Raw genomic sequence first — 23,666 nt, 5'->3', positions numbered from 1 at the left:
TGCAACGAAAAGCCGAACAATCGTTAGTGTTCCTGTCACAGCCTCAGCAGTTTTGTGGAGCACCAAAGAAAATCACTTCTGCGTGTCATTACCAAATTTCATAGGGGCGGCCTGCGATTGCATGACCGCGATGAATGGCTCGTAGTTTGTCCGCTCGGTATCGCCCGCCAAACTCAATCGCGGTGTCGCCGATCATTGCATCGGGAATGAGTTGTCCGGCTTCGCGCGTGGCACGGAGCGCATCTTCATGTATCCACTTCCGGGCGAGGTCGGGGGCCTCACGCGCCAGTTTTAGGTAGATTGCCGTCACGTGGAGATCGTGGCTGACTTCGGTACGTCGTGGCACACGACCGGCAAAGGAACTCCCCACGGAGTAACATGTTTCGGCGGTCGCGCTGGCGATAAACGCCTTATGTGGCTTGCCTCGCCAGCGGGCCGCCAATTGCCAGGCGAGCCGATCAAACATGGGCGGAGCGGTCCCGGGCTGCCAGCGAAAGAGCGGAGCTATGAGCGAGAGATCGGGCGGCACGATGACCGTTCGCACCGAGACCATACCGAGTGTATGTAGTCGTTTGAGGAGCCTGATCGATTGCCGCTCATCCAAGCCTCGAAGTTGGTGAGCGCCAAGCACTCGCACGCACTGGGTCAGAAGTTGGACGATGGTGGCCGCCTCCAGCAGTTGGGCAGTGGAATCACTCTGCAGGGCAGTTTCGCTGGCGCGTTCAATTCGGTCATTCATGGTGATTGTTCCCATAGAAGTTGTGACTGTTTTGCCGCCAGAAGCTGATCCAATCGCGCCTGTCGGGGTGCGCGGTCGGGATTCGTGATATCCAAGTGAGAACGTCGCACTGATGGTTCACGCTTAGGAAGCGGGAGCGTAGCCAGCCGCGCGTACTCTTCTGGCGACGAATCAGAAGTGAATCGAAAGCGAATCGGTTCGGTGTGTCCCTGAAAGGCGTTCACGATCAAGAATCCCTGGTCTCCGGCATAGGCCACGTCACGGATCTCATTGGCCTCCAGACGTGATTCATAGACTTCGCTCATCGAGACTGAGGAAACACCGGCGCGAAAACCTTGCGTGACGCCGCGCTGCTTGAGCTGATCCTTGGAAAGATTCCGCAACGTATCGATGTCCTCCTGGGACGTGGGCGTCAGCCAGATCTTTATGGCCGTGTTGTCAAACAGCACCGGCAGCAGATCGCGATCGCGAGATTTCATTTGTTCGCTAGTTTGTGTCAAACACAGAATTCGGATGTGATATTTGCGTGCCAGGGTGATGAGGTCGGACCACTGCTTGGACTGCGCTACGGAAGGAAATTCATCAATAATCAAGAAGATGGGGCGTACGGGCAATCCTAGGTAGTGACGCCGCATCGCTTCGAGCACGAAAGAAAAAACAAGCGTAGAGGCCAACATTCTCGCGCCCGGATGCATCAACGTGGGCAAGAACCCATACGTCACCTGCGCGCGCTCGACGGCCGTCGGTACGTCGATCTGCTTGTGTCCCCACGCGCTCGGTTGCACTTGGTCGTAGCTAAGCATCATCTCCGCAGCCAACTGCGCTTCGCTCTGATCGGAAAGCTTACCTTTGTTGCCGGCGAACCGCCTGGCAAAGTCATGGAGCGTTGGCGAATGCAGTCCCTCGGCGACGAAGCCCATCAAAATGCGCTGGATAGAGACGTACGAGTAACGGCCAAAGTACCCTGCCCCGTAGCCTTCGCCATGATCACCGCCAAGAATCGTGTGCAGATAGGAGACTGCGACAGACAGATCCTGCAGCGGCGTAATCGCTGCCATGGGATCGAGTGCATCCCAGTCGTCGTCCCGATTCACTGAGAGAAACTGAAACGGCCTGCCGAGTTGGCGAGCATGCTCCCGCATCTGGTTAAAGAAGTACTGGTCTCCTCCAAGATCGCATATTACAAGAGCGGCTTGGGGCTCCAGTCGCATCAGATGCGTGCAGATCTTAGTGGCAATAATCGTCTTGCGAGCGCCGGTCATTCCCTGGATCCAGCCGTGACGTTCGAAGAGCGCAAGCGGTAGGCTCACAGACTTTCCCGTGACCACATCTTTTCCCAGTTCGATGAGAGGTTGGCTCATGCACCCGCCCCATGCTGTGCTTTGAGCGCTGCCGCCAGATGCTCGGCGTCGGGACCGATATCAATGATGACTGCTGCCCGCTGCAAGAGTCCGGAGCGGTTTAGACTTTTCTCCAATGCGGCAACTTGCTGAGGAGTGGACGCCAACAGCGCAAAGCCTAGCTGCCGCTCGGCCAGCTCGCTGGCAAGTGTCTTGTGGCGTTCCGCCTGCTCGATGAGGGTGCGCAAGTAACGAATAGCCTCTGCGGGAGATCGGTCAGCGACCAGCAGAGCGCGAAAGATGGCGACGGAACCAAATTCGCCGGAGATGACAAACGGCACGTTGTTGGGTGCCGCTTTCGGGAAGATTCCATCTACCTCATCAGCCGTCAATCGGAAACGTGCGCGACGACCGAGGTGACAAAAGACCTGTACAGCTATGGCGGCGTCGAGAGCGGCTGCGGTCGGCAGTTCAGCTCGTTCACGTGGGAGGCCAAGGCGGGTAGCGGATGTGGGCGATAGCGTGTAGATGGTCAGACCGCCGGGAAGGAGCCGTTCGTGACGGACGAGAGATCCGTCGTCGGTAAGGCGGTTGAGGGCATGTGTGAGGGGCTTGTGATCTGTGAGCGCAGCAGCGGCGCAGCGGGGCAAGAGGATGCGATGACACGCGGTCATGCGAAGCACGCAATCATCGCGGCGAGCATATTGGGCTGGTGTATAAGTCGGCATAGGTAGGTCTCGCTCGGAAGAGGGAATGTGGTTTTTGACTCGACAATTACAGCGTGGAGCACGTTTGTGACTTCGACTGTGTCGTCACGTCACGTGCGTGCCGACGGACGTACTTCGACCGACCGCAAGTGGGCCCGAGGGCTGCGAGTAGACCCGCAGGTCCGTCGCAGCCCTCGCCCCAAGTGGTTGATGCCGATGTGCTAGAAGTGGATGGGCTCCGCTTCCTTCTTTTCCGCTCGATCAACGCCATTGGCGTCACGTCGCACGGCCAGCAGTTCCATGTCTTTGGCGAACTGCAGCAGCTCGTTGCGAAGTTGCGGTCCCACGGCGTCCGTCTGAGCAAAACCGGTAGCAACGCGTGACAGGAACGCCGGAAATTCCAGCAGCGATTCGATCTTCAACGTTCGATAGGTACGCGAAGGATCCTCGCTGCCAATCCGACTGACATCCCAATGCATGCGAACGCCACCGGTCTCCGAATCAACGCTTTGCCAGACCGACACCGACAACGTGGGCGTGAGTGCAGCCACGTGGTCCGGTTGGCGGGAGGCAAAGCGAGCATGTTTGCGTAATGCTGTGAACATAAGTTCTCCATAGATTTCGCCGCTCTCAAAACAATTCCGGCATGGAATCTGGAGCGAGATACGGCGAGTTGATTGCTCCAGCGAGGGCACGGATGCTCTCGCTGCAGTACTCACCATGGATTGCATTTCACGCAACATAGCCAACATCAACCACTAACTTTGCTTATGGACGGGATGACAGTCTGCTAGCGACCTGCGATCTGTTCGATTGAACCACTTCTGCCAGCCATACCGTCTCGTAACGCGACGAAAGAGTCGGCATTCGCCGCTTTACCTCAACAGTAATCTTCCCACCTGTGTTTAACGAAATGGAGAAAAGGTCGCCCTCTTGCACGACGGAGAGGCTAGTCACCTCTCGTCGCAACATGTCGTTGCCAGAAACTCCGGGGACGTGAAAGGCAAGAATATTCTTTTCATGAAAATGCTCCGCTGCTGTCCATGCCGACGGGGTTGTACCCGGCGCCCCAGCGGCGAATGACTGGCGAGTTGAAAGTTGCGCGTTGCGTTCTGAGGTGAGAGGCTGGTGGTAGGACGCGTAGCTCGATTTCACCCCGCGATGTTCAGCTGGCTTTCGTCGCTCAGCAGGGCTGTAAAAGTAGTAGGAAGCTGTTTGATCGGTGCTTCGATTTGTTGCAGGAGCTGGAGAAGACTCCTGCGAGTCGATGGAATCACTAGCTGACTGTCCGCCCAACCGTTCGTTGAACTTACGAATTTCACTGCGAAAACCATTGAAAGTATTCACAAATTTCCGCAACTGCTCGTCCAGTTCCGAGCCCGTCGCCGCATGCGAATCTGTCGGCAGCACAGTGAGCACACTATAGGTCCGTTTCAGCAGTAAGTGTGTGCTTTTCAAATACGGATAGAGTTCATCAATGGCGTTCACATCCGCCGTCACGAGGGTCGGAGCGGTCCGGAAGCGCTCGCCCAGCTGATCGAAGACGGAAGCGAGTACAAGATAGTCCTCGCGTCGGTCTTGATATTGTTCCTCCGCTGCATACTGCCGGAACTGGACCGCCAATGCTGCGTAGGTTGGTGTTGTGTTTGTAAGTGCCGTTAGATAAACACCACCGACCCTACGATGCTGATCAATTTTTGAAATCAGCATGTCCGCATTGTATGTTAGTTGGCGGGTCCGCTGTTCTAGGTGGTGAAGTGCCTCACGCTCGAAGTGAAAATCGGTCAGTAGTTCGTCGCTAGGGATGTTATCAATCGCTGCCTCAAGTGCCTGTCGCAACTCTGCCTCACTGCGTTCGTAGGCTCTTTGTTTTTGTTCCAGTTCGGACTTCAGTTGATAAGCCTTCATGAATGGGTCCGGAGCTTCATGATGAAGTGTCGAAGGGGTTGTCCTTTGCTCCACACCGGCTTGCATCTGTGCAATTAGGCTCTGAGCTATCTCGTCCCGGTCATGCGAGTTCGACTGTGCGAGGGCACACGAAGTTGCGAGCAGACTTGCGGATATGACGACTAGAGGGTAAAGGACGTGTTGCTTAAGGAAGGGACTAACACAGTTCATGACTTATCTCCTTGTGAGATTGACGGGATTTTAATCGCTGCTACCTTCGGCGAGGCGCCAAAGCCGTGGCGTCTCCATTAAGGGACGGGTGAATTGGGAAGGTCGTGGTGGCTCCGGCAGAACCTGGTTGTAGGTTGTCGGCGGCTTGATCACCGGAGCGACGCTTTTCGGTAAAGCATCTGGGTGTCGCAGCTGTGGTTTTGTCGGCCTGTTGAGACCCTCATGGTCATCCGATGGCAGACTTCTTGTAGCAATAGCTACTCCTAACAGTGCCAATAGCCCCGCCTTGTGAATGTGAGCACGACAGAATTCAGCGCTTCGATGGAATCGCGTAAATGGTTTGGGATTGGGGTGAATCTCGCGTCGCCACGCTCGGCGGCTTATTCGTGCGTAGCGGCTCCGGAGCGGTTGGTGCAATTGGAGCGCTGTTAGCAACTCGGTCACGTTCGGACGTTTCGATCGGTCGGTAATTCCGTCCAAAAACATCCGCCGATTCAAGTCTTGGATGTCTGTTGGCAGTGACGTAAATGGAATGGTGCCCGCTTTAGACCGGTAATCGGCATGTAACCCTGAGTCAGGCCAAATCCCCTGCTCGATGCGTTCATACAACCGCAGTGGCGAGCTGGAGCCGGTGTAAATGGCATCAAATGGATGGATGCCTTCTCGAAGCAAGCGGTGAACAAGGATGAATACAGAGAACGCGTCTTGATCTTGATCGCGCTCGATCACGGGAGCGGTAGCGCTCACGAGTTCCGGTGGCTGCATCTCTGGACGATGCCGGTCGCAAAGAAATGTTTTAATTCCCGGAATCGTGAAATGCGTGGAGTCCATGTCAATCGCTGTGACTCGGGCATCACGGTGTACGAGAAAGTTTTCCAGATTCACATCCCCCATGATGTGTGGCGGATGCATCAAATGAAGCGTGTGTACTAACTCAGCAATATTGATTGCCACTTTCCACCGCCACCGGCGCGTGATTGCGGAGCCGCATGAGCTCGGATCGATGATTGCCTGTACCGGCAGCACTTTATGCAAGCGGGGCATTGAAAAGCCTACCAAGGCGCCGGACTGTTCGTCGTAAGCCGCTGCACGTGGCCATGCGTAAAGCGGAATACCGCTTACGACAAGTTGAGGAGGAGGATTGGCAATCTGAAAGCGAATTCTTTCTGCTTCGACCTTGTCCGCGTCGTTGTGAATCTTCACGCATTGATCGTTGTAGAGCGGGTGCTCGTAGACAGTCGCTGCTCCACCCTGCCCGATTACCTTCGACAACAGAACGCGATCTGAACCGATTAGGATTGCCATCTGTTACTCCGTCCGAATTATCCGCCCGCTCAAGGATTCGAACTCTGTGACCGTTCCCATGATGCTGCGGCTAACGATGCGCAGTGATTTCTTTAGCCATGCGAACAGCGTGGCGAAGTCCCGATCCGAGTTAAGCAATTCCGCAGGCCGCCCTTCTTGAGCGATCGATTGCAAGAAACGCATGTCGGCGCCCTCCCCCAATCCGAACAGGTAAACTTCGATACCCTCTGCCACTGCAATTTCCTGAATTGCACGTCGGGCCTCATCAGCACGATGGCTGTCGGAAGGAAATCCATCGGTCATCTCAATCAGCCATGAATGCCGCTGATCGACGTGGAGCACCGATTGAACGAGTTGCCGGCGGGCTCTAAGAAGCTTGATCGATTCGATCAACCGTGTGCAGACGGGTGAGCGGCCGGTCGAAGTAAGCGATGGGGGCACCAACTCCATGACTGGACAAAACGGAGACGTCACACACCAGCTGTCTGGATCGACAAAGACAGAGAATGTCGCTAGGACTGAAGAACGGATGGCAGGGTCTTGTTGCAAATCGGCTATGTACTTCGGGAGTACCAACTTCAATTCAGTGATGGCGCCAGAGCCGAATACAGATCCAGAATTATCGAGACCTGTCAGCACGATGTGCTGGGCGTCTGTTCTCGGGCGACGCAAAACGCTCGGGGATAGAGCGGGAACATCCCCGGCGTGGGATGGCATAGAATTTGATCGATAGGGAGTGAGAAAGTTCATGCTAGGCTCCTGAGTTGGATGAAGAAAACCGTACCGCCAGATGTGCTATAAAACTGTTCAATCTGCCAAGTTCTTTCTTGAGGGATGTTAGATCGAAGGCCACGTCTGAATTGGAAGCAATCACTGTTTCTACTCGCTGCAGATATTTGCGAATCGATTCAGATTCGCGCTGAAGATCTTCAGCGACTTCTGCACCCGTGCGATTTGCCTTCAGCGGACGGGTGCGAGGTGTGCGGGTTGCATCTGCGTGAAGTTCTGCGAGACGCGATTGGCGGGCAGTGTTAGACAGAGCTGCGAGTCTCTCCACCTCAGCGAGGGATATTTGCCCATTGTGGGTCGCTAGGTAGAGACTCGGATCGGCTGTACGAAGCACCTTCAGCGCAATGCTCAAGGCACGAATTGAGACGCCGAGTTTGGAAGCGGCATGTTCGAGTGTTTCCCCTTTTTCCTCAGGCGAAGCAGCCACTCCTTTTCTCTTCCGCTGGAGAGCCGATTCTTTGAGCTCGTCGATCCACTTACCGTGGTAGCGCACCGCTGCAAGGGCGATCTGGATAGGAGTCAGCTGGCGACCGCAGCCGGCGGCACGATTCGCCTTCAGGGCATACTCAAACGGTGAAAGTTGCCCAAGATCTTCATGGCAGAGATAAATTGCTGGCAACGATCGCTGAAGCTTAAGGGCGCCATAAATCCGTCGGCGGCCATCGAGCAGTTGGTCGTCCAATACCTCTATGGGGTGGCGTGGCCCGGATAGTTTTAAGCTCTCCACCATCGACGCAATTTCGCCGTCTGAAATCGAGAAGCACTCGCACGCGGGATGGACATTGTCGAGAAGTAAAGACAATCTCTCCGGCGAGAGAATATGCACGACACGTGCTTCTTCGCGGTCACCGGTACCTGCCGGCGAGCTCAGGGGAAGGTTCGCCGATTCAACTGCGTGCAAGGTGTTTTTCGCATTACTCATGGCGGAACCTGGGACTGAAGCGGCGATGTAAGCAATCTCGATCAGGACGGGCAGGCAATAATGCACGATGCAAGAGCCGAGTTACTGTTGTCAGCCGAGATTGCTGTAGTAGGAAGCGGCACAATCTGACCGGTCGACGATGGCAATTGCTGTGGCATAATTGGCAGCGTATCTAAGCCGAATTGCGCCGTCGAAGACAAAGGTGTGACCACGAAAAGACAAAAGCAAAGCTGAGCGGAATCTACCTCTGGGTAAACTGCAGCGCGATCAGCATAGGCGCGCTGGAGTCGATCTCGGAGTTTGACAGGAACAGAAGACGGGCCCAGCTGCCAGAACGACTTTCGGATCGCAATATGGTGCGCTTCGACATTGAGTCGATAACGGCGTTTGGCCGAGCTAACGATGAGCTCAGGATTGCGTAATTCTTGTCGTAGCCGCTGAATGTACTTACGGCTCCCATTGAGGTCGTCGCGATCAGAGAAGAGGTCGTCCAGTGACACTCCTTCGCCGCTACCCAGGATGGCAGCTTCGGTCAGTAGCAATAATGAGTCGTACTGAGTTTGATTGACATAACGCGGGGCATCGTCGACTTTAACTACATGGCGGCCGTTGAGCAGTTGCCCAGTTAACTCAAGATGGGTGTGGCGGCGGGAAAGTCGTTCGGTCGAGTGCATGGTAATGCCTTCTGCGGCGAGAGCCTCAAAGTCCCGGATGTTACACGCTCCATTAAATGGTACGTTGACACATTTATAATAGGACCGTGCCACATTTTCTGTCAAATGAAATTTTGGGGGCGACCTTTAAGAAGTCTTCGGGCGTCCCCGTTGGGGGATTTTCAGGGTTTCCAGCTCGTAACCCAGAAAATAATGGGTCTCGCCGAGCTTGATCCCCACTTCGCCGCTGTTGACATAGCGGTGTAGCGTGGTGCGGGCACAGTTCTTTTCCCGCTTCGCGTCGAGAATGCCGACAAGGCGGGGTTGGCGTCGCGGCAAATCATCAACTACGGAATCATGAAATTCTCTAATCAAGAACTGGCTCAGTTCAGCGGGTACACGTGCGAGGATCTTGAGTAGTTGTTCCTGCTCGGAGACGAGTAAGGGGCTATTGACGATCGCCTCGACTTGTATTCGGTACCACTCGAGGTAGTCGGTGACTTCCCGACTTAACGTAGCGGAGGAAATATCCACATCGGATGGAGTGTGAGGCCGGCGAACGATCGTTGGGATCTTCAAATCGGAAAGATCACCTCCCCCTTCTTCAATGGTCTCAGCATCGGTGCTTTTTCTGCGCTGCTCTTTGGAAGGCATCGTTCTCCTGGACGTTGTCGTTCTATTTGTCTCAGGAGCGTAGCGCGAGTGCATGGCGGAAGTCAATTTTTCCGTCGGCGGGAGAAATTGCAGAAACGCCGCCAGTGAGTTGCATTCTGCGACGACGATTTCGTCGTTGGCGACTTTGAAGTATTTCGCGAGCTTAGCGGGGTCACTTGGCAACTTGGAATGAAATCCTAATCTTGCTCGAAGCAACGTTCTCTCGGCTTGTGGAAAGGGATCGAACAATTCCGGAACGGCTTGAAACAGTGTCGTCAAGTTTTCAGCATTCGCGGCCAAGCTTCGTTGCCCCTTCGTACAGATCGTGTCCCGCAGGGCGTGCATCGCCTCTGCGAGGACCGGATTCTCGGATAACTTCTCCAGGCGCTCCTGGACAAGCCGTGCTTCAATCGCATGATCAACGTATGTGAAGAAGTTGTCGTGGGCCTCGACGGTAAATGTTCGCTCGGCATTGGCTCTATTGGGGGACGGCTTGGGAGCCGACGCGCGAATTCGCGAACGCTTGATGGGTTGATGGGCCATAAAGACTCTCCTTCCGTCATCTTCGGTGGATCACAGGTCGTTTGCGACAGTTTAGCACATCGACCCCCAGGACGTGATCCTGTGCGGAAAGGGCCACGAAGGAACGACTTTGTCACTAGTTGGTCATCGACTGTGTAGGACAAGCGAGACTATCTTCAGTGGATCAACTGGCATTGTTGCGGACCGCCCCAATGGACACTTGGTACACCATTACCGAACTCGTTTCGACTCTGAAGCTGAGCCGCAGCGCGCTCTACGAGCTCGTAGCAACGGGTCAGTTACGTGCACATCGGATTGGTCCCCATGGCGGAGGCATCCGCGTTTCGCAGACCGATCTGGAAAGGTTTCTAGCAGGATCGCGTCAGCCGGACACAATTACTGCCCAAGCGCCGAGCGAATTCCAAAAGCGTCGTGTCACGGCGTTTCGACATGTGAACCTTAGCCGAGCGCTCGCCGCGAAAACTCGACGAGTGCCTCGTTAGCGAGGTGGAGGTAGCGTTCGGTGGTCGCAACGGACGAATGGCCCAGAACGAGACTGGTCATCTTGAGATCACCGGTCTTGAGAATAGCATTCGTCGCCCCACGATGTCTCAGCGTGTACGGCACGACGTCGGCAAGCCCAGTCCGCTTCCGGAGCCGTCGCATGCGAAGGTTGAGAGAACTGGGCGTCCACGGCTTGCCGCGAGCGTTCAGTAAACACTGATCACCTGTTTGATGATGTTGCAGCCAGCGAAGCAATCGCTCGAACTTGGGGATTAAAGGGATGACTTTGGGTTTACCGGTACGCTTGGTTTTGTGTTCGGGGAGCAACGCAAGTTGCTGATCAAAATGGATATGCTTCCATTCCAAACGCGCGAGCTCGCCTGGCCGACACAATGTCCACTCCATTGCCAAGAGAAATCGCCGAAACGCAGCTCCGTCGCGGTGATGATTGCTGCCGTTGGTCGATCGCAACAGTGTCTGGAACTCGGCGTCGGTCAGAAAGCGGTCTCGGCGAAGCGGTCGGGGTTTTCGAATCCGACCGAGCTTATGGGGCGGGATCAACCGATTCTCGACGCCCCAATTGAAACATCGCTGGACAACACGCAAAACGATGGCCTGCGAGGTGGGATTCAGGGTGCTTTGCAATTCGCGCGTGAACTTGGCGATGTCGAGTGGTTCGATGGTATGGGCGAGCCGCAGGCCAAATACGTCGACCAGCTTTTGGAGCGAGTAGGCGTAGGAAACATAAGTCGAGCGGGCCAGATGTTGCTCGGCATCCTGCAAGAAATGTTCGCAGAGTCCAGCAACCGAGATTGCGCCGTTGACATCGGCCAGAAGTTGGCGCTCATCGAGCAGCCGTCGCAGCGCCGTTTCCGCTTGCCGACGATTGGTCTTGCCTTTGGCGAGCGTATGGCGCGTACCGCCAAGCTCGGTACACCATGTTCCCTTGTGGTCGTTCCACCAAACTTGCGCACGTCGAGACATACAAAAACCTCACGAATCCTGACCTGATTCCTGACCAGGGGCTTCTTTTGAGGCTTCTGTTTCTCAGAGCCCTTGTCGCAAGTGCAATTGCGGCAAGGGTATTATATCAGTGCTCCCTGTTGGAATCGAACCAACAACCTACTGATTAAGAGTCAGTTGCTCTGCCAATTGAGCTAAGGGAGCTCGCAAGAATGCTTTCCAGATGATCGACACAAAGAATCATGCCGAGTTCAGCATTTTAGCGAACTTCGCCCCGAGCGACAGGGGGTGAGAATGCCGTGAGAGACGTGCTTTTTTACTCGATCCGCGACATGCGGCGATAAAACTCGTCTTCGAGTTTGGTAAAATCGTTGCCGAAGTGCCGTGTGAAGTCGGCCAGACGTTGCTTTTTATCCGACGGGGTGAGCAATGGTTTCTCGGCGATCGCTTTGAGATACGCCACATACTCGTCGGTGTGCCACGTGATCAGAAAATAGGTCCATGCCCACGCCTCGGCATAAGCGTCCACGGCAGTCCGCGAGTTGCGAAAAACATTGTCGTCGACGATCAAGCTCCGCAGCGTGCCAACTTTGTCGGCATTGGCATTGTTGCGATAGCGGTCCCAGCGGTCGTAGTTAACCTTTCCGATGCCCCCCCAACTCCGATTGCTGAACAAATCCGGTGTCTCACAAAACATGGCCAGCCCCTCGGCCAGCCAGATGGGATTGTCCGCGAACCGTTTTTGCAGACCGCAGTTGAAAGCGATCTGATGCGTCGCTTCGTGAACGATCGTGGCGACCAGGTGCGCGGCGGCGGGATCGCTCAACATCGCGCTGATATCGCCTAAAGATCCACGCCGGGTTTCTTCGCGCCGAAGTGCCTGAACTTCGGTCAGGTCGTACATCGTGATCCGGTTGGATTGTAAACTGTAAAAGCCGATGGCCGACCCTGCGGCTGGGCCGAGTTCCTCACGAGCGTAATTGAGATAGCTCGCCTTGTCGGCAAAGATCACAACCACCAAGGGGGCTTCGGGTTCTTTGATGTCGCAACCCTTTTTCTTCCAATAAGCCAGAAAGCCCTTTTGCAAACGCTCAAGCAGCGAGCTCGTCCACTGGGCATACTTACGGGTTGTGTTGTAAACAACCACATAATGCTTGGATTGATAAACCTGAAATCCGGGCCCCATTTCTTTAAGCAATCGCTCGGCGAATTCGTCCTTGTCGAGCGGTTTGAGCTCTGCAGCGTTGCTTTCACGACTCTGAATCGTGTCGGCCATGATTTGCACCATGGCCCCTTCGTCGGTTTCCAGCAGCATGCTCCCCACAGAGTCTTCAACGACGACCTTGCCGGAATACTGCTTCGACCGGCCCTCAACGTTCACCAACACGGTTTCGAGGGCCTGCGCGCGAGGCATGTGCCAACAAACCACAGCCAGGAACAAGATAAGAGTCGATCGCAAGGACATGGGCCGACGAATAGGAGTGCAGGGATTCACCATCTCTATTGTAACCCCGCTCGGCCCCGTGTGGTTCGCACCATTGGCCGATGACCGGCAAAAGACGGCGGTATTACCACTTCAACCCGAACTTTTCGCCGCCGCTGGGGCCGCTAATCCCACCCTTCAGGTTCTTATCAGATTCCCGTTCACGACGTTGGAGCGACTCCACGGGCGGATGGTCCGGCTCTCTGGGCTCGTGCTTTGGCCTTTCGGGAGCGGGCAGCAAGGCCTTGAGCGACAGCCCAATCCGCTGGGCATCGCGGTCAAAGGAAACAACCTTCACTTCCACTTCCTGGCCTTCGCTCACTACGTCGCTGGAACGCTGCACCCGGCCGTGGCCCATTTCTGAGATATGGATCAAACCTTCGACGCCGGGGGCCAATCTCACGAACGCACCAAACTGCATCAGCTTGGAAACCGTCCCCTTCACGCGGGCACCGACGGGAAACTTTTGTTGGGCATCGTCCCAAGGATTGGCGGCGAGTTCGCGATAGCCGAGCGAAATCTTGCCGGTCTCGGTGTTGATCTTTTCGATCTTCACCTTTACGGCTTGGCCAACTGTCAGTACGTCCTTGGGATGCGTCACGCGATCCCAGCTCAATTGGCTCACGTGGATCATGCCGTCGACGCCGCCCAGATCGACGAACGCGCCAAAGTCTTGCAGGCTGCGGACGGTTCCTTCACGCATTTGTCCTGGCGCGAGTTCGGCCAGCAATTTTTGCTTCTGATCTTTGCGTTCGCGCTCCATCAATGCCCGATGGCTGAGCACGAGATTCTTGCGGCTGCGATTGGCTTCGGTGATGACACAGGTGAGTCGTTGGCCAACGAACTCCTCAGGATTCTCAACGCGATAGATCGAAATCTGACCCATCGGAATAAAGCCGCGAATGTTGGCGACTTGGCATTCCAAGCCCCCTTTGTTCGCGCCGGTGATGGCCACTTCGACGACCTGACCCGCTTGCACTTCATCCCAATTGCCGACGTCGACCGCCGCATTGGTCAGCGACAACTCGTAGAAACCTTGTTCGGCATTGAAACGCGCGACGACGACTTCCATCTGCGCGCCCACTTCAGGCGGCGTGGATTTCTCAAATTGCTTGAGCGGCAAGACGCCCTGATTGCGATTGCCCAAATCAATAAAAATATCGTCGCGGTGAATGCTCACCACCGTTCCGGTCAGTCGTGTGTCGGAAGCCAGCTCCGCACCGGTCACCGTGGGGCCGGTCGTGTTATCGATGATCGAGTCGAGCGATTCGCCACCCAAGGCCGCGGCAAGTTCGGCTTCTAATTCGGGCGTGAGCGCATCGCGCACATTCGGCGGGGGAAAGTTCGACTTCTTGGGTTCAGGCGTGGTCGATGACCCCGGATGCATTGGCTTGGCCTTCGGCTGCGCATCGGCTTCGCTCTCGCGCTGCGAACCAATTTGAATCCGCTCACTCGGGCGGTCGGAACTTTCGCCAGTCACAACATCAACAGCCGCTGATTGAGTCTCGGTCTCCGACAAACTTGTCGCGGTATCCGTGGCGGGGCTGGTTGACTGGGGGGCATCGGTGTTCGAAGTCATACTAATTACAAAGTCCTGAGGAGAATCTCACGCTAACGTCGGCGGTAACCAAAGTCGCAAGTTTACCAACCCTTGCCGACGCGACGCAACTATTTCAGCGTTTATCTTGACCACCCCCGGGCTGGTTTTCTAGGGGCCACGGGCTAACCAACGGTACTTTTGCCTGCCAAATTTGAAGATTTTATGTTACTTGCGTGTCAGTCACGCAAGTTGGGCCCTGCTGTGTTCCAGAAATAGACAGCTTTATGAAGCCGTGGCGAGCAATCCCCGCAGCGGAAAATGAAACTTACCGAGCTTACCACCATAATTGCCTGCCGAAATGGCAAGCACGCCCTCCCCTACCGCTGCATGCATCCCCGCACGCATGGCGTCGGCCACGGCCAGTTCATCGACGCCGTCGATCACGATTTCGTAAGCACAGTTGGCCCCTTCGACCAAATCGGTTGTCACGCGGCCACGCAGCGTCGGGCAAAAGGCATCGTTTGTCGACGCCACCATTCCTTGATATTTCGACCCAACTTTGCTGCCGCTCCGCACAACCCCACCCGGAAACGGCGTGATCGCGCCGGGCAGAACGCCAATCGCTTCGACGGCACGCCGCGCCGCAGCCAGTGCCACCTCGGCGGTGGTTGCCTGCAAGATAATGTTGCCCCCGGCGACCCCTTTGCCGACGCCGATCTGCTCTTCAACGATGAACTCTCCATCCATCACGGGAATTCGCCAAAACCGCCGTTCTCCGAGGACTTTGCTTTTCTGAAAGCTATCGCCGAAATAGCGCAAATATTTCCCCAGCGGAATTTGTTCTTCCCCCTCCGCCAAGCCATCGAACACGGCCGTCGTGGGGCAAGTCATCAGACACTGGCCAACACGGTTGGGAATCGCCTTGGCCAATGCCTGCGTGCTGAATCCAAACGCCAACACCGCCGCGCCCGGCCGACCGTCGGGGGTTTCGTGGGGGGCGAGCAATTGCTCGAGGCCAATCTCGGCATCGCAACCAATCACCGACGAGCCATAACCGGTCACTTCGCCGAGCGCAATATCCAGCCAATAGTCATCCGTCGCGGTGACGATCAAACGAACGTACCGCATCCGAAAGGCTTCGGCAAAGGTGTCTACAATCAGCGTGGAACCGAGCAGCATAGTCCGTGCATCATCGCACGTTTGGTGAGAGCGGCAAAGACGAGATCGCCCGATTTGCCGGCTCGGCTTTCGGCATGCTCGCCGAAGTAGTCCGCAACTTCTCGAGCAGCGCGGCAATCTTATCCTGAACAGGCTGAGTTTGTGAAACCACCAGCATTCCCGGCTTCACGAGGTGGGCAACCCCTTCCCCGCTCCCGTTCGTCATCCAAGAGTCGTACTCCACGCAATCGGTGATCACTTTCACGAGCGACGTGTAAGGGCTCTTTTCAGCCTTCTTTCGCGGCGAGGTATTGTCGACTAAGTCATCGACTTGATAGACCGCGACCACGAGATGCGAATTTGCCTCTTCTTGCGTTGTGATCATCAGCACCTCATCGTTGACCATATAGGTGATGTCTTCGAGTCCAGGTTGGCGAAGCATCAGGTTGAGTGCCGAACGCAAGGTGACGTTTCGAAGATTGACAGTCACTTCTGTTTCAGGAGAGATCGCGACTTCATCCAGCGCCGCTGAATCAAAAACAATTGGAAATTGATATTCCTCTTGAAGATGATTCATTACCTCGTTGATGGGTATCTCCGAAAATTGAAGAGGCGATTTTAGTGGTGAATCGAGCAGCACCTCGATATCTTCCGGCGAAGCGAACGATAGAGCCTCTGATTTTGAATCCTTGTCGGACTCGGCTCGTAACGACGATGAGAAAGTCAAAACAACAACCGCCAACCAAGCCCCCATTAAGACCCGCGACATACATCGCTCCTCTCTCGCGCTAGATTTGCGCGAACGTCGGGAAAAATTCGGCGCGTGGTTCCGGACACGCAGCCTGCAGCGCCGGATAGCTTACTCCCGGTAGGGTGTTCGTGTCAAAGAAATTTCGAGGACTTTTAATGAACCTTGCAGTTCCCGAACATTTCCCCCAGGCTTACCAAAATCGACCCCAAAACCTCCGTTAAAAACTCGGCAGAAGTTTATCGCACTCTGTCACAATTGTAGGACCTAGCCCGTCTTACTCTCAGCACTGAAATCTTTAACGTATTCGCCGCCCGTTCGCGGGCGGTAAGGAGAGTGTGTCATGAAGTACGTCATCGTTGGTGGTAGTGGTTTGATTGGTTCCCAAGTCGTGAACAAGCTCCGCGAGTTGGGTCATGAGGTGGTGGCCGCCTCGCCCCGGTCAGGCGTTAATGCCGTCACCAACGAAGGCCTGGCCACCGCGCTTGCTGGCGCTGATGTGGTGGTCGATGTGTCGAACTCGCCGCCATTTGCCGATGATGACGTGCTCGAGTTTTTCAAGGCCTCGACAACCAATCTGCTCGCCGCGGAAAAAACCGCTGGCGTAAAACATCACGTTGCGTTGTCGGTCGTAGGAGCTGATCGCCTCCCCGACAGCGGGTACATGCGCGCGAAAGTCGCTCAAGAAGAGCTGATCAAAGCAGGTGAGATTCCATACATGATTCTGCGGTGGCGAACATCGCGCTCGACAAGCCGCAGAATAAAATCGTGGAACTCGGCGGTCCCGAAGCGACCCCCCTCGACGAGTTGATTCGTCGCTGCCTCGCCGCGACGAACGACAATCGCGAAGTTGTCGCCGATCCCAACGCCCGCTACTTCGGCACGCAGCTGGAAAAACGGTCGCTCGTCCCCGACGAAGGTGCCCGCATCGGCAAAATCAATTTCGAGCAGTGGTACAGCAACCGTTGAGGTAACAAATACTCCACTTCTTACTTTCCTATTTCCGACGACAGACTGTCAAACTTTGACGGATATGACGCTTCTACGGCTGTGGAATAACCGCTTTTTTCGTTCTAACTCTGACAGGCTGACTTCTCTTCGCTGGAGTATCCGATACCAAAGTCATAAACGGTACGACCTTCACAACCGGCGAGTTGTTACATGGAAGTTCTATGGCGCTTCATAGTAGCAGTCGGCCTTGTACTGACTGCTAGCGGTTTGAGTGGAGTGCAGGCTCAGGACAATTTGGACCCCATTGCCACTGAGCAAAAACAAGCAGGATCATGCGATAGCACTCAGCCTGGACTTGTGCTGTTTGCTCCACGCTATTTGTGTTGCAGGTCCTGCTACGCATCTAAGCCTGAGCCCTGCATTCAATGCGGTTATCGCCCCACGTGTGACTGCTATGTCTCCAAGCCTCTCCCGTGCTGTCCCCTTGCCGCGGAATGCACATGCGGGGCCTATTGCCGTAAACCTTTGCCTTGCACCTTCCCCCAGTCGGTTTGCGCCCCCAACGCACTATCGCGCTAAATTGACCCGTCTGCTGACCGTCACTTCGCCCAGGCCTGTGGGAAGTGGCTGAAATTTATGCGAAGAATCTCCAAAACATTCGATCAACACGGTTCAGCGTGGCTTCCTCGATTTATTGTCGCGGTCGTCACGCTCACCTTGTTATTCGATTGCACGGGCTGCACCAGTTTCAGAGATTACGTGCGGAATGGCCTCAAGGTGGGGCCCGAGTACTGTCAGCCAGCCGCACCTGTTGCAGAAAACTGGATTGATGCTGCCACCGATTCACGCGTGCGGAACGATCGAGATGATCTGGCCGGATGGTGGACCGTGCTGGGTGATCCCAAACTCAACTATTTGGTCGATACGGCCTACCAGCAAAACTTGACGCTCAGAGAAGCTGGTTTTCGCATTTTGGCCGCGCGTGCTCAACTCGGCTTTGCCGTCGGAAACGTCTTTCCACAATTCCAAACCGCGGACGGTGGATATACACGGTTCGGCCTAGGAGATCAGTTCTTCGACCAATGGAATTTTGGTTTCAATCTCGGTTGGGAACTCGACTTCTGGGGCCGCTTCCGCCGAGCCGTGCGGGCAGCAGAAGCCACGCTTGATGCCTCGGTCGAGAACTACGATGCCGTGCTTGTGACGCTACTTGGCGACGTGGCGAACAACTACGTGTTGTATCGGACAACACAGGAACGAATTCGCCTGCTCGAAGACAACATCGCTGTCCAAGAAGACGTGCTTTCATTCATTACCGAAAGGTTGGCAGCGGGAGCAATCACCGAGGTCGATCGCGCCCAAGCCAGTAGCAATCTCGCTCAGAGCCGTGCTGCGCTCGACGAGTTGGAAATTCAGCGTCGACAAGTGGCCAACATTTTGTGCATCCTGCTCGGCATGCCGGTTCAAGATCTGACGTTGCTGCTCGATGGCGACGACAATGAAAAAACAAATATCCCCACCACACCAGAGTATGTCGTCGTGGGTATACCCGCCGACCTGCTGCGGCGACGACCCGATGTAAGACAGGCCGAACGGATCGCGGCTGCTCAGGCCGAACAGATTGGTATCGCGGAGGCCGATTTCTATCCTGCCCTGACGTTAACCGGCACGCTCGGTTGGCAGGCTGCTAATTTTTCTGATCTGTTCAAAGATACGTCCCTCAATGCCGCCGTCGGTCCTGGTTTTCAGTGGAACATTCTCAACTATGGCCGTATTCAGAACAATGTTCGTTTCCAAGAGGCCCAGTTCCAGGCTTTAGTTGCAACTTACCAAAATACCGTGCTGCAAGCTGATCTCGAGGTTGAGAATGCCATCGTCACGTTCCTCAATTCTCAGGACCGTGCCCGCAATTTGAAATTCAGCGTCGAGGAATCGGCCCTCGCCTTGCGGATTGTGATCGGACAGTACGAGGAAGGTGCGGTCGACTTTAATCGCTACACGGTTCTCCAGCAGTCGCTGATTCAACAGCAGGATTTATGGGCCCAATCGCGCGGCCAAATCGCCCAGGGTTTGATTGATGTCTATCGCGGGCTTGGCGGCGGCTGGCAAATCCGACTGGCTCCACCACCAGACAAGCAGGGCATACTGTCGCCGTTGGGTCCTGATCCGGAAGCCATCGAGGGCGACGACCTGCCTGTCGAGGTCGAGGAATTGCCACCGGTCGAATAATTTGTGGGTGTGCAAAGGAGAGTGAGATTCGTCACTGTGGCATAGGCTGGAAACCGCTCAATCATCGCGATGCTGCCGCCTGTGGTTCCCCACAAGCCATCGGCCCAGACTACTTTTAGTTTATGCCCATGAATATTATAGGGGCATGAAACAATCCTCTACCAAAGTCAATGCTCCCAATCGGCGCTTGGGAGGCAGCACAATCCTTCCGACGGGTGTCGTCGAGGTTGATGACCTCTTACGTATCATTTTGGGGAACATCATTGACGTCGGCGATAAGGCCGCTCAGCTGCCACTTCGACAATTTCACGTATGTATTCTTCTCACACGCGGTCCCCTCTCGATGTCGCAGCTTAGCGAAAAGCTGCGCTGCTCGATGAGTGCCGCGACACAGCTCGCGGACCGCTTGGAACGAACCGGCTTAATCACTCGGCTTTCCGACGATACGGATCGCCGTGTTCGGTGTTTAAGTTTGACCGCGAAGGGCCGTCGTGCACTTCAAACGCACGATGCAACTCGCCTGAAACGCCTAGCTAGCGTGTTCGAGGGAGTTGACGAAGCAACTCGCACAAAAATCATTGCCGGATTAAAGCTCTTCCAAGACGTCTGCCTGCGGGCGTCCACAAAAACTCAATCCTGAAGATCACCTCCATGAAGACGTTTATCACGACAATCCTCTTGATCTCCCTCGTCGCGGGAGGCGTAAAGCTCTACGGCGTTTATCAGAAATCTGGTTCCACCGTGCAATTTCGCGTGGCCAAGATCGAGCGCGGCGATGTGGTCGAATCCGTCGCCGCGACGGGCACGCTGGAGCCTGAAGAGTTGATTGATGTGGGCGCCCAAGTCGTCGGCCGGATCAAGGAATTTGGCACCGATCCATCTGGTAAGAGAGTTGACTATACCTCTACGGTCCAGGCAGGAACCGTTCTCGCAGTGATCGACGACGCCGTTTATGTTGCGCAGCGTGATCAAGCGCAGGCAGCGCTCGAACGGGCTGAGGCGGATCTGCTGCAAATGCACGCCAGATTTGCCCAGGCCGAAGCCGAATGGAATCGTGCTCAGCGACTCCAGGATTTGTCCACGAAACCCAAAGCGACAGGAAAATTACCAGTCTCCAAGGATTTGTCCGTGCAGATTCGTGGTATTTCAGACGTTGATTTCGTGCTGGCCAAATCCAACTTTGAAGTAGCTAAGGCCAATATCAAGTTGGGTACGGCTTCGGTGCAACAAGCCCAATCAGCACTCGATCTGGCAGAAACCAATCTTGGGTACACCGTAATCACGTCGCCCGTCAAAGGCACGATTATCGACCGTCGAGTTAACATGGGCCAAACCGTGGTGGCGAGCCTTAACGCTCCAAGCTTGTTTCTGATCGCGACAGATTTAACACGCATGGAAGTGTGGGCCTCCGTCAATGAAGCGGATATCGGACAACTCAAACTCGGAGCGCCCGTGACGTTCACCGTCGACGCATTTCCCGATGATTATTTTGAAGGAAACGTCAAACAAATTCGTCTGAATGCCTCGATGACGCAGAACGTGGTCACTTACACCGTCGTGGTCGCCACCGATAATTCTGACCTTAAGCTGCTTCCCTATTTGACAGCCGATGTGAGTTTTGAAGTCAACCGCCGAAATCAAGTTCTCACGGTTCCCAACGCGGCCCTGCGATATCAGCCTCGAGCGGAGCTCGTTGAATACAGCGACCCCTCGGCAGAGCATTCCGAAACTCATGAAAGCGATGATTCCAATGGCAATGACGCAATTGTATGGGTTCGTCGTGGAGAACGCGTCACGCCGATTCAGGTCAAGACGGGCGTGACCGATGGCACGAAGACAGAAATCGAGTCGCCCGAATTGAAAGAAGGCCTCGAGATTGTCATGGGCGAAATTCAAGCGGGGCAAGCCACCGAGCAAGTCAACAATCCGTTTGCGCCACGCATGCCACGTTCACGCCCCCGTTCGTAGGTCTTCAGTGGCTTTCCAAGCACGCAAAGGTTTGCCGTGGATCTCCTTAAGCTCGAAAACATAACGAAGACTTACCATCTTGGTGAGATCGACGTGCCCGTTTTGAAGGGGATTTCGTTCAAGGTGCAACGGGGCGAGCTCGTGGCACTGATGGGGGCGTCGGGTTCAGGCAAGAGCACTCTGATGAATGTGCTTGGTTGTCTCGACCGGCCGACGGCTGGCAAATATTGGCTGGATGGTGAAGACATCAGTCGCTTGTCATCGAACGAGCGGGCACTCGTCCGCACGTCGAAGCTTGGTTTCGTGTTTCAGAGCTTTAACCTTTTGCCACGAACAACGGCCCTTAATAACGTCCTTATGCCGCTGGACTATTCCAGCGGTACGATTGACGTCGAAGCCATTCAACGAGGTCGTACTCTGTTGGAACGCGTTGGTCTAGGCGATCGTATCGACCATGTTCCCAGCCAAATGTCCGGTGGACAACAGCAACGTGTGGCCATCGCTCGGGCGCTGGTGAATGATCCGCAATTGCTTCTGGCGGATGAACCAACGGGGAATCTCGACTCACACACCAGCATCGAGATTTTGGAAATGTTCCAAGAACTCAACGCCTCGGGCCTGACCGTCATGTTGGTCACCCATGATCCGAAGGTGGCCGCTTATGCAGACCGGGTTATACGCGTCGTCGACGGTTTGATCGTCGAAGACGATCACGGAGGTCGCACGATCAACGTCGGCCTGAATTTGGAAACCAATGGCTCGGCGCCTGCTATTCAAGAAACCCATGAGGCGGGAGGAGTCGCCACGCTTGTTGCGCCGCAACGTGTCACAACGCAGCCGGCTAAAACGAAAACAGCCTCAGAGAAGTCTCCGATTCGCCGCTGGAGTGCAATGAGCATGATGCCCGCCCCGCTGAGAACGGCACTCACGGCGCTTCGCCGCAACAAAATGCGTTCGGCCCTGACCGCTTTGGGCGTGATCATCGGCGTGGCCGCTGTAATCGCCATGGTCGAGATCAGCCAAGGTTCGCGCACGTCGCTCATGCAATCGATGTCCACCATGGGTGCTAACAACATCATGGTCCGGTCGGGTGCGGCAGCGAGCGGCGGTATCAGCTTTGGACAAGGCAGCCTGTTGACGCTCACGCCTGGCGATGCGGACGAAATTGCGGAGGCGTCTGCCGTCGAGGCGGCGGCACCCGTTTTACAAATCCAAGGTCAAGTCGTTTACGGCAATCGCAACTGGATCCCTATGAATACCATGGGGACCACTGGTGCTTACCTGCGCGTTCGCGATTGGGAAACGATGGAAGAAGGCGAGATGTTCACTGACCGCGATGTTCGCAACGCCAACAAAGTCTGTGTCATTGGGACGACCCTGGCCCGCGAGCTGTTCGATGGACAGTCCCCCATCGGCGAAAATCTACGCGTCAAGAATGTTTCCTTGCGAGTTGTCGGCGTTCTTTCCCGAAAAGGCTCGAATATGATGGGCATGGATCAGGACGACGTGCTCATCGCACCATGGACCACGATCAAATATCGGATTGCTGACAATTCGGCTGCGACGGCCGAAACCGCTGCAGCCACGAGCGATGCTACCTCGCAAGCGGTGAACTCCCTCAGCGAACTTTATCCGGGCTCGTCATCGCTCTACCCGCAGCAATCGGCGACCCAAGCAGCAAATACACCACAGCCGGTCCGGTTTACGAATGTCGATCAGATTATGGTCAAAGCCCGGTCTGCGGCAGAAGTTGCCCAAGCGATGGACGAGATTACATCGACTCTCCGCCAGCGCCATCGCATTAGGCCCGAAGAAAGTGACGATTTTAATCTCCGCGATATGACCGAGATGGTCAAAATGATGGGCTCGATGTCAGAGATGATGGGAGGTCTGCTGCTAATCGTGGCCCTGATCTCCCTCGCTGTCGGCGGAGTCGGGATCATGAACATCATGCTCGTCTCCGTTACGGAGCGCACCCGAGAGATTGGCCTACGCATGGCCGTCGGGGCACGCAGCTATCATATACTGCGGCAGTTCCTGATCGAAGCGATCGTCCTTTGCGTGGCCGGCGGGGCAATCGGGATTCTTATCGGTCGCACGGCCTCATTCGCAGTCTGGTATTTTCTGCGCTGGCCGATCGCTGCCTCACTCCCCGCGATTGCAGCCGCCTTTATCGTCTCCGCGACAATCGGAGTTGCGTTCGGTTTCTATCCCGCCTGGAAAGCGTCGCGGCTGGACCCGATTGAAGCACTGCGCTACGAATAGTTCTAAACCAAAGATATTGAGATCGTCAATAAAACAAAGCGGGCGGTCGCCTTTGGCAACCACCCGCTCTGAGGGAGGGGAGAAACCCGACTCGCACAGTGCCACGCA

The 23,666-nt window shown here is 55.4% G+C and carries 22 protein-coding genes and 1 tRNA gene; 7 read left to right on the top strand and 16 right to left on the bottom strand.

All coding sequences use genetic code 11. The features are described from left to right. Positions 1–88: 88 nt before the first annotated feature. The 10 genes from SH678x_RS18760 to SH678x_RS18715 form a co-directional block, all read right to left on the bottom strand. Positions 89–739 (bottom strand): hypothetical protein, encoded by a 651-nt coding sequence (locus tag SH678x_RS18760; protein ID WP_496919982.1) that lies wholly within the window; start codon positions 737–739, stop codon positions 89–91. Then, entirely contained in the window at positions 736–2,100 is a 1,365-nt protein-coding gene (locus SH678x_RS18755) for a TraM recognition domain-containing protein (RefSeq protein ID WP_496919981.1), read from the bottom strand. Before SH678x_RS18755 ends, SH678x_RS18760 begins: the two co-directional genes overlap by 4 nt. Continuing rightward, positions 2,097–2,807: a hypothetical protein gene (locus SH678x_RS18750; RefSeq protein WP_496919980.1), complete on the bottom strand. Its 711-nt coding sequence runs from the start codon at positions 2,805–2,807 to the stop codon at positions 2,097–2,099. The genes SH678x_RS18755 and SH678x_RS18750 overlap by 4 nt, the downstream gene beginning before the upstream one ends. 200 nt (positions 2,808–3,007) lie before the next feature. Continuing rightward, the gene (locus SH678x_RS18745) at positions 3,008–3,391 is read right to left on the bottom strand and encodes a hypothetical protein (RefSeq protein WP_496919979.1); all 384 of its coding nucleotides are present in this window, start codon (positions 3,389–3,391) and stop codon (positions 3,008–3,010) included. Between the two features lie 163 nt (positions 3,392–3,554). Further along, positions 3,555–4,694, bottom strand: a complete 1,140-nt coding sequence (locus SH678x_RS18740; protein WP_496919978.1) for a hypothetical protein — start codon at positions 4,692–4,694, stop codon at positions 3,555–3,557. 240 nt (positions 4,695–4,934) lie between these two features. Beyond that, positions 4,935–6,209 carry a hypothetical protein gene (locus SH678x_RS18735; RefSeq protein WP_496919977.1) on the bottom strand — a complete coding sequence of 425 codons (1,275 nt, stop codon included), beginning with the start codon at positions 6,207–6,209 and terminating at the stop codon, positions 4,935–4,937. Positions 6,210–6,212: 3 nt separating this feature from the next. Next, the gene (locus SH678x_RS18730) at positions 6,213–6,512 is read right to left on the bottom strand and encodes a hypothetical protein (RefSeq protein ID WP_496919976.1); all 300 of its coding nucleotides are present in this window, start codon (positions 6,510–6,512) and stop codon (positions 6,213–6,215) included. Positions 6,513–6,960: 448 nt separating this feature from the next. Continuing rightward, on the bottom strand, positions 6,961–7,920 hold the full coding sequence (locus tag SH678x_RS18725; RefSeq protein WP_496919975.1) for a ParB/RepB/Spo0J family partition protein: 960 nt from the start codon (positions 7,918–7,920) through the stop codon (positions 6,961–6,963). A gap of 41 nt (positions 7,921–7,961) precedes the next feature. Continuing rightward, positions 7,962–8,594, bottom strand: a complete 633-nt coding sequence (locus tag SH678x_RS18720; protein WP_496919974.1) for a winged helix-turn-helix domain-containing protein — start codon at positions 8,592–8,594, stop codon at positions 7,962–7,964. A gap of 126 nt (positions 8,595–8,720) precedes the next feature. After that, the gene (locus SH678x_RS18715) at positions 8,721–9,770 is read right to left on the bottom strand and encodes a hypothetical protein (protein ID WP_496919973.1); all 1,050 of its coding nucleotides are present in this window, start codon (positions 9,768–9,770) and stop codon (positions 8,721–8,723) included. A 191-nt stretch (positions 9,771–9,961) separates the two neighbouring features. Between SH678x_RS18715 and SH678x_RS18710 the strand changes: the two genes are divergently transcribed. Continuing rightward, the gene (locus tag SH678x_RS18710) at positions 9,962–10,252 is read left to right on the top strand and encodes a helix-turn-helix domain-containing protein (protein WP_496919972.1); all 291 of its coding nucleotides are present in this window, start codon (positions 9,962–9,964) and stop codon (positions 10,250–10,252) included. Here SH678x_RS18710 and SH678x_RS18705 read toward each other — a convergent pair. From SH678x_RS18705 to SH678x_RS18680, 6 genes are all read right to left on the bottom strand, one after another. Next, positions 10,209–11,237: a tyrosine-type recombinase/integrase gene (locus tag SH678x_RS18705; protein WP_496919971.1), complete on the bottom strand. Its 1,029-nt coding sequence runs from the start codon at positions 11,235–11,237 to the stop codon at positions 10,209–10,211. The two genes, SH678x_RS18710 and SH678x_RS18705, sit on opposite strands and share 44 nt — an antisense overlap. A gap of 110 nt (positions 11,238–11,347) precedes the next feature. Beyond that, positions 11,348–11,420 (bottom strand) — tRNA-Lys (locus SH678x_RS18700). 112 nt (positions 11,421–11,532) lie between these two features. Further along, a complete protein-coding gene (locus SH678x_RS18695; protein ID WP_496919970.1) occupies positions 11,533–12,630 on the bottom strand; it encodes a DUF1570 domain-containing protein in 1,098 nt (365 codons plus the stop codon). 154 nt (positions 12,631–12,784) lie between these two features. Beyond that, on the bottom strand, positions 12,785–14,278 hold the full coding sequence (locus SH678x_RS18690) for a 30S ribosomal protein S1 (RefSeq protein WP_496919969.1): 1,494 nt from the start codon (positions 14,276–14,278) through the stop codon (positions 12,785–12,787). Positions 14,279–14,521: 243 nt separating this feature from the next. Next, a complete protein-coding gene (gene fhcD, locus SH678x_RS18685; RefSeq protein ID WP_496919968.1) occupies positions 14,522–15,418 on the bottom strand; it encodes a formylmethanofuran--tetrahydromethanopterin N-formyltransferase in 897 nt (298 codons plus the stop codon). Positions 15,419–15,428: 10 nt separating this feature from the next. Continuing rightward, positions 15,429–16,166 carry a hypothetical protein gene (locus tag SH678x_RS18680; protein ID WP_496919967.1) on the bottom strand — a complete coding sequence of 246 codons (738 nt, stop codon included), beginning with the start codon at positions 16,164–16,166 and terminating at the stop codon, positions 15,429–15,431. 322 nt (positions 16,167–16,488) lie between these two features. On the opposite strand from SH678x_RS18680, the gene SH678x_RS18675 reads away from it, so the two are divergent. The 6 genes from SH678x_RS18675 to SH678x_RS18650 all read left to right on the top strand — a co-directional run bounded on the left by SH678x_RS18675 (position 16,489) and on the right by SH678x_RS18650 (position 23,558). Further along, on the top strand, positions 16,489–16,956 hold the full coding sequence (locus SH678x_RS18675; RefSeq protein WP_496919966.1) for an SDR family oxidoreductase: 468 nt from the start codon (positions 16,489–16,491) through the stop codon (positions 16,954–16,956). Beyond that, the gene (locus SH678x_RS18670; RefSeq protein ID WP_496919965.1) at positions 16,914–17,114 is read left to right on the top strand and encodes a hypothetical protein; all 201 of its coding nucleotides are present in this window, start codon (positions 16,914–16,916) and stop codon (positions 17,112–17,114) included. Before SH678x_RS18675 ends, SH678x_RS18670 begins: the two co-directional genes overlap by 43 nt. A gap of 618 nt (positions 17,115–17,732) precedes the next feature. Continuing rightward, positions 17,733–19,325: an efflux transporter outer membrane subunit gene (locus SH678x_RS18665; protein WP_496919964.1), complete on the top strand. Its 1,593-nt coding sequence runs from the start codon at positions 17,733–17,735 to the stop codon at positions 19,323–19,325. Between the two features lie 145 nt (positions 19,326–19,470). Continuing rightward, positions 19,471–19,965 carry a MarR family winged helix-turn-helix transcriptional regulator gene (locus SH678x_RS18660; protein ID WP_496919963.1) on the top strand — a complete coding sequence of 165 codons (495 nt, stop codon included), beginning with the start codon at positions 19,471–19,473 and terminating at the stop codon, positions 19,963–19,965. A gap of 11 nt (positions 19,966–19,976) precedes the next feature. After that, complete coding sequence (locus SH678x_RS18655) at positions 19,977–21,293, top strand: efflux RND transporter periplasmic adaptor subunit (protein WP_496919962.1); 1,317 nt, start codon at positions 19,977–19,979, stop codon at positions 21,291–21,293. A 36-nt stretch (positions 21,294–21,329) separates the two neighbouring features. Beyond that, a complete protein-coding gene (locus SH678x_RS18650; RefSeq protein WP_496919961.1) occupies positions 21,330–23,558 on the top strand; it encodes an ABC transporter permease in 2,229 nt (742 codons plus the stop codon). Positions 23,559–23,666: the final 108 nt, after the last annotated feature.

The sequence above is a fragment of the Bythopirellula superficialaquae genome (genome assembly GCF_059632245.1).
The sequence above is the reverse complement of the archived record's forward strand: the minus strand, read 5'-3'. Positions and strand labels throughout refer to the sequence as shown.

What these genes read in the sequence shown, in the direction of transcription:
- SH678x_RS18755 (WP_496919981.1), bottom strand. Translation starts at nt 2,100, where the DNA reads ATGAGCCAACCTCTCATCGAACTGGGAAAAGATGTGGTCACGGGAAAG.
- SH678x_RS18725 (WP_496919975.1), bottom strand. Translation starts at nt 7,920, where the DNA reads ATGAGTAATGCGAAAAACACCTTGCACGCAGTTGAATCGGCGAACCTT.
- SH678x_RS18710 (WP_496919972.1), top strand. Translation starts at nt 9,962, where the DNA reads ATGGACACTTGGTACACCATTACCGAACTCGTTTCGACTCTGAAGCTG.
- SH678x_RS18720 (WP_496919974.1), bottom strand. Translation starts at nt 8,594, where the DNA reads ATGCACTCGACCGAACGACTTTCCCGCCGCCACACCCATCTTGAGTTA.
- SH678x_RS18680 (WP_496919967.1), bottom strand. Translation starts at nt 16,166, where the DNA reads ATGTCGCGGGTCTTAATGGGGGCTTGGTTGGCGGTTGTTGTTTTGACT.
- SH678x_RS18735 (WP_496919977.1), bottom strand. Translation starts at nt 6,209, where the DNA reads ATGGCAATCCTAATCGGTTCAGATCGCGTTCTGTTGTCGAAGGTAATC.
- SH678x_RS18715 (WP_496919973.1), bottom strand. Translation starts at nt 9,770, where the DNA reads ATGGCCCATCAACCCATCAAGCGTTCGCGAATTCGCGCGTCGGCTCCC.
- SH678x_RS18690 (WP_496919969.1), bottom strand. Translation starts at nt 14,278, where the DNA reads ATGACTTCGAACACCGATGCCCCCCAGTCAACCAGCCCCGCCACGGAT.
- fhcD (WP_496919968.1), bottom strand. Translation starts at nt 15,418, where the DNA reads ATGCTGCTCGGTTCCACGCTGATTGTAGACACCTTTGCCGAAGCCTTT.
- SH678x_RS18705 (WP_496919971.1), bottom strand. Translation starts at nt 11,237, where the DNA reads ATGTCTCGACGTGCGCAAGTTTGGTGGAACGACCACAAGGGAACATGG.
- SH678x_RS18695 (WP_496919970.1), bottom strand. Translation starts at nt 12,630, where the DNA reads ATGCCTCGCGCGCAGGCCCTCGAAACCGTGTTGGTGAACGTTGAGGGC.
- SH678x_RS18750 (WP_496919980.1), bottom strand. Translation starts at nt 2,807, where the DNA reads ATGCCGACTTATACACCAGCCCAATATGCTCGCCGCGATGATTGCGTG.
- SH678x_RS18655 (WP_496919962.1), top strand. Translation starts at nt 19,977, where the DNA reads ATGAAGACGTTTATCACGACAATCCTCTTGATCTCCCTCGTCGCGGGA.
- SH678x_RS18740 (WP_496919978.1), bottom strand. Translation starts at nt 4,694, where the DNA reads ATGAAGGCTTATCAACTGAAGTCCGAACTGGAACAAAAACAAAGAGCC.
- SH678x_RS18675 (WP_496919966.1), top strand. Translation starts at nt 16,489, where the DNA reads ATGAAGTACGTCATCGTTGGTGGTAGTGGTTTGATTGGTTCCCAAGTC.
- SH678x_RS18730 (WP_496919976.1), bottom strand. Translation starts at nt 6,512, where the DNA reads ATGACCGATGGATTTCCTTCCGACAGCCATCGTGCTGATGAGGCCCGA.
- SH678x_RS18665 (WP_496919964.1), top strand. Translation starts at nt 17,733, where the DNA reads ATGCGAAGAATCTCCAAAACATTCGATCAACACGGTTCAGCGTGGCTT.
- SH678x_RS18760 (WP_496919982.1), bottom strand. Translation starts at nt 739, where the DNA reads ATGAATGACCGAATTGAACGCGCCAGCGAAACTGCCCTGCAGAGTGAT.
- SH678x_RS18660 (WP_496919963.1), top strand. Translation starts at nt 19,471, where the DNA reads ATGAAACAATCCTCTACCAAAGTCAATGCTCCCAATCGGCGCTTGGGA.
- SH678x_RS18745 (WP_496919979.1), bottom strand. Translation starts at nt 3,391, where the DNA reads ATGTTCACAGCATTACGCAAACATGCTCGCTTTGCCTCCCGCCAACCG.